This is a genomic window from Pseudomonas baetica (genome assembly GCF_019733355.1).
GTDB classification, from domain to species: domain Bacteria; phylum Pseudomonadota; class Gammaproteobacteria; order Pseudomonadales; family Pseudomonadaceae; genus Aquipseudomonas; species Aquipseudomonas baetica_A.
This window is the reverse complement of sequence record NZ_JAIHLQ010000093.1, coordinates 1-4,742: the sequence shown is the minus strand read 5'-3', so window position 1 is coordinate 4,742 and position 4,742 is coordinate 1. Positions and strand designations below refer to the sequence as shown.

Annotated in this window: 2 protein-coding genes; one reads left to right on the top strand and one right to left on the bottom strand. The window is 60.6% G+C overall.

Annotated features, from left to right (window positions below):
* Positions 1 to 144 precede the first annotated feature (144 nt).
* Positions 145 to 1,287, bottom strand: a complete 1,143-nt coding sequence (locus K5E40_RS33995) for a DegT/DnrJ/EryC1/StrS aminotransferase family protein (RefSeq protein WP_221734398.1) — start codon at positions 1,285 to 1,287, stop codon at positions 145 to 147.
* 158 nt (positions 1,288 to 1,445) lie between these two features.
* On the opposite strand from K5E40_RS33995, the gene gcvP reads away from it, so the two are divergent.
* Entirely contained in the window at positions 1,446 to 4,319 is a 2,874-nt protein-coding gene (gene gcvP, locus K5E40_RS33990; protein ID WP_221734397.1) for an aminomethyl-transferring glycine dehydrogenase, read from the top strand.
* Positions 4,320 to 4,742: the final 423 nt, after the last annotated feature.

Sequence of the window (4,742 nt, the reverse complement as noted above, 5' to 3'; positions counted from 1 at the left end):
GATGGGACAACCTCGGCCTGGTCTCGATACTGGACACGATAAACCGACTTAACCGTATAACCTGAACCGCCGTATACGGAACCGTACGTACGGTGGTGTGAGAGGACGGCGGATGTGAATCCGCCTCCTACTCGATGGTGATCGTCAGGCGCCGCCCAACACTGCTTTCACTGCCGCCACCGAGCGCTCGACATCTTCCTTGGTCATGGTGGTGAACATCGGCAGCGACACAATCAGCCGTCCCACACGCTCCGCCACCGGCAACATGCCTTCCTGGAAACCGCGCTCGCGGTACAGGCTCAACAAGTGGATCGGCGGGTAGTGATAGCCGATCCCGATGCCTTTTGCCTGCATCTGCTCCATGAACGTGGCTCGCGCCGGCAAGCCATCCTTGCGCTCCGGCAATACCAACTGGAACAGGTGCCAGTTGCTGTTCTCGAAATCCGCGGGCGGTAATTGCGCGCCATAGGTGGTTTCGAAATCCTCGCCGAAGCATTTGAAATAGTGTCGGGCCAGTTCACGCCGATGGGCGGTCAACGCCTCGATATGGGCGAATTGACCAAGGCCAATGGCGGCGGCGATATCGGTCATGTTGAATTTGCCACCGAGCACGTCGACGTCCAGACCGTCGAAACCATTGCGGGTCACGCCCTGCAAGCGGTACTTCTCCGCCAGCCGTGCTTCCTCGGGCGTGTTCAGCACCAGGCAACCGCCCTCGGAGCAGGTCACATTCTTGTTCGCCTGAAAGCTGAACGACACGAAGTCGCCAGTCGCGCCAATGCGTTGGCCACTCCAGCGCGAACCAAGTGCCTGAGCCGCGTCTTCGACAATGCGCAGATTGTGTTTGGCGGCGATGGCGTACAGGCGATCCATGTCCACTGGCAAACCGGCCAGATACACCGCAATCACCGCTTTGGTACGCGGTGTAATGGCGGCTTCGAGTTGATCCAGGTCGATGTTGCGGGTTATCGGGTCGATGTCGGCAAACACAGGCGTTGCGCCGACTTCAAGGATTACATTGGCCGTGGCCACCCAGGAAATCGGTGTGGTGATCACCTCGTCGCCCGGGCCGATGCCGGCAATGCGCAAGGCGATTTCCATGGTGCAGGTGCCGGAGTTGAACGTGCGCACCGGGCGCCCGCCAAAGTATTCCGAAAGCTGCGCTTCAAAGGCCTGAACTTTCGGCCCGCTGGTAATCCAGCCGGAGCGCAGCACGTCGCCTACAGCGGCAATCGTTGCTTCATCGATAACGGGTTTGGAAAACGGCAGGAATGGCAGTTGGCTCATGGGGCGTCGATCATCCGCTGGTTGGATGCCTGAGGCAGGCGCGCCACAGCATGGCCCGAAACCGCCGTCGGCGCCAAGCCGTGCGCGTCGATATCGACTGCTATGCTGGTTTGACCGTGTTGCATTGACGCCGAGCGCCAGCCAAGAGAGAGCCCGTCATGTCCCAATTGCCGTCCCTGAGCCAGTTACGTGATCCAGATGCCTTCCTGCGCCGTCACTTGGGCCCCGATGCCGCCGAGCAGCAGGCGATGCTCGACAGCCTGGGGCTCGGCAGTCGGATCGAACTGATCGAGCAAACCGTGCCGCCGAGTATCCGCCTCAATCGTGCGCTGGATTTGCCGCCAGCCCTCGATGAGCAAGCGGCGCTGGCCAAGTTGCACGGTTATGCCGAGCAAAATCAGGTCTGGACCAGCCTGATCGGCATGGGCTACCACGGCACCCTCACGCCGACCGTCATCCTGCGCAACGTGCTGGAAAATCCCGGCTGGTACACCGCGTACACGCCCTATCAACCGGAGATCGCCCAAGGCCGGCTCGAAGCGCTGCTGAATTTCCAGCAACTGACCATCGACCTCACCGGCCTCGAACTGGCCAATGCCTCGCTGCTCGACGAAGCCACGGCGGCAGCGGAAGCCATGGCGTTGGCCAAGCGCGTGGCGAAGTCCAAGAGCAATCTGTTTTTCGTCGACGAAAACTGCCATCCACAAACCCTTTCCGTGGTGCAGACCCGCGCCGAGGGCTTCGGTTTTGAAGTGATCGTCGACGCTGTGGATAACTTGAAGCAGCACCAGGTGTTTGGTGCGCTGCTGCAATACCCCGACACGCACGGCGAGATCCGTGATCTGCGGCCGTTGATCGATCACCTGCATGCGCAACAGGCACTGGCCTGCGTCGCCACCGATTTACTGAGTTTGCTGTTGCTGACGCCGCCGGGTGAACTGGGCGCGGATGTGGTGTTCGGCTCATCCCAGCGCTTTGGCGTGCCCATGGGGTACGGCGGCCCGCACGCCGCGTTTTTTGCCAGTCGCGAGGCATACAAACGGGCGATTCCCGGGCGGATCATCGGGGTGTCGAAAGACGCCCGGGGCAACGTGGCGTTGCGCATGGCCCTGCAAACCCGCGAACAACATATCCGCCGCGAGAAGGCCAACTCGAATATCTGCACCGCGCAGGTTCTCCCGGCCAACATCGCCAGTTTCTATGCGGTCTATCACGGGCCGGAAGGTTTGAAACGGATCGCCCAGCGCGTGCATCGGCTGACCTGCATTCTTGCCGCCGGTCTTGAGCGTCACGGCATCAACCGGGTCAACACACAGTTTTTCGACACGCTGACGCTGGAGGTGGGCGGCGCGCAAACCGCGATCATCGAAAGTGCTCAGGCTGCGCAGATCAACCTGAGGATTCTTGGCCGTGGCCGAGTCGGTCTGAGCCTCGATGAAACCTGTGACGAACGCACCGTCGCCAAACTTTTTGATGTGCTGCTGGGTGCCGATCATGGGCTGAACGTTGACGATCTCGACGCTGAAGTGCTGGTTTGCGGCATTCCCGTCACTCTCCAGCGCAACACACCTTACCTGCGCCATCCGGTGTTCAACGCCCATCACAGCGAAACCGAGATGCTGCGTTACCTCAAGCAACTGGAGAACAAGGATCTGGCGCTCAACCAGTCGATGATCCCGCTGGGCTCCTGCACCATGAAGCTCAACGCCACCAGCGAGATGATCCCGATCACCTGGCCGTCGTTCGCTCATCTGCATCCGTTTGCACCGCGAGCGCAGGCCGTCGGTTACACGCTGATGATCGAAGAACTGGAACGCTGGCTGTGCGCTATCACCGGCTTCGATGCGATCTGTATGCAGCCCAACTCCGGCGCCCAGGGCGAGTACGCCGGGCTGCTGGCGATCCGCAAGTATCACGAGAGTCGCCAACAGGGCGCGCGGGATATCTGCCTGATTCCTTCCTCGGCCCACGGCACCAACCCGGCCTCGGCGCAGATGGCCGGGATGCGCGTGGTGATCGTCGAATGTGATGACGCGGGTAACGTCGATCTGGAGGACTTGAAGGCCAAAGCCGCCGAGGCCGGGAATAAGCTGTCCTGCCTGATGGCGACCTACCCGTCGACCCACGGCGTCTACGAGGAGGGCATCAGCGAGATTTGCGAGGTTATCCACAAGCACGGCGGTCAGGTGTACATGGATGGCGCCAATCTGAATGCGCAGGTTGGACTGACGCGGCCGGCGGACATCGGCGCCGATGTTTCGCACATGAATTTGCACAAGACTTTTTGCATTCCCCATGGCGGTGGCGGGCCGGGTATGGGGCCGATCGGCATTCGCGCGCACTTGGCGCCGTTCGTCGCCAATCATCCGGTGGTGCCGATTGACGGGCCAATGGCGCAGAACGGCGCCGTGAGCGCGGCGCCGTGGGGCAGTGCGAGCATTCTGCCCATCAGTTGGATGTACATCGCGATGATGGGGCCGCAACTGGCGGACGCCAGCGAGGTGGCGATTCTGGCGGCGAATTATCTGGCCCAGCATTTATCCGGTGCGTTCCCGGTGCTGTACACCGGACGCAACGGTCGGGTGGCCCATGAATGCATTCTCGATTTGCGGCCACTGAAAGCGCAGACCGGTATCAGCGAGGAAGACGTCGCCAAGCGTTTGATGGACTACGGTTTTCATGCGCCGACCATGTCGTTCCCGGTGCCGGGTACGTTGATGGTTGAACCGACTGAGAGTGAATCCAAGGCTGAACTGGACCGTTTCATCGGCGCGATGCTGAGCATCCGCGCCGAAATCAGCGAAGTGCAGAACGGCAATTGGCCGGCCGAAGACAACCCGCTCAAACGCGCGCCGCATACGTTGGCGGATGTCACCGGGGTGTGGGAACGGCCCTATAGCATCGAGCAGGGCATCACCCCGGATGCGCATACCAAAGCGCACAAGTATTGGCCGGCGGTGAATCGTGTGGACAACGTTTACGGGGATCGCAATCTGTTTTGCGCCTGCGTGCCGGTGGACGAGTACCGCTGAACTGACGGTTGAACCGGATCCACTGTGGGCCTGCTCGTGAAAGCGGTGTGTCAGTCAGTAGAAAGGTTGGCTGGACTGACGCCTTCGCGAGCCAGCCCGCTCCCACCGTTTTGATCTGTGATGGACGATTTTTTGTGTTCGCCAAAAATCCAGTGTGGGAGCGGGCTTGCTCGCGAAAGTGGTGTGTCAGTCAGTAGAGAGGCTGTCTGGGCTGACACTTTCGCGAGCCAGCCCGCCCCCACAGTTTTGATCGGCGATGGACGACTTTGCGTGTTCGCCAAAAATCCAGTGTGGGAGCGGGCTTGATCGCGAAAGCGGTGTGTCAGTCAGTAGAGTGGCTGTCTGGGTTGACGCCTTCGCGAGCAAGCCCGCTCCCACCGTTTTGATCTGTGATGGACGATTTTTTGTGTTCGCCAAAAATCC

Bases quoted from the DNA above. Each gene is read 5' to 3' on its own strand.
- K5E40_RS33995 (WP_221734398.1), bottom strand. From the start codon at position 1,287: ATGAGCCAACTGCCATTCCTGCCGTTTTCCAAACCCGTTATCGATGAA.
- gcvP (WP_221734397.1), top strand. From the start codon at position 1,446: ATGTCCCAATTGCCGTCCCTGAGCCAGTTACGTGATCCAGATGCCTTC.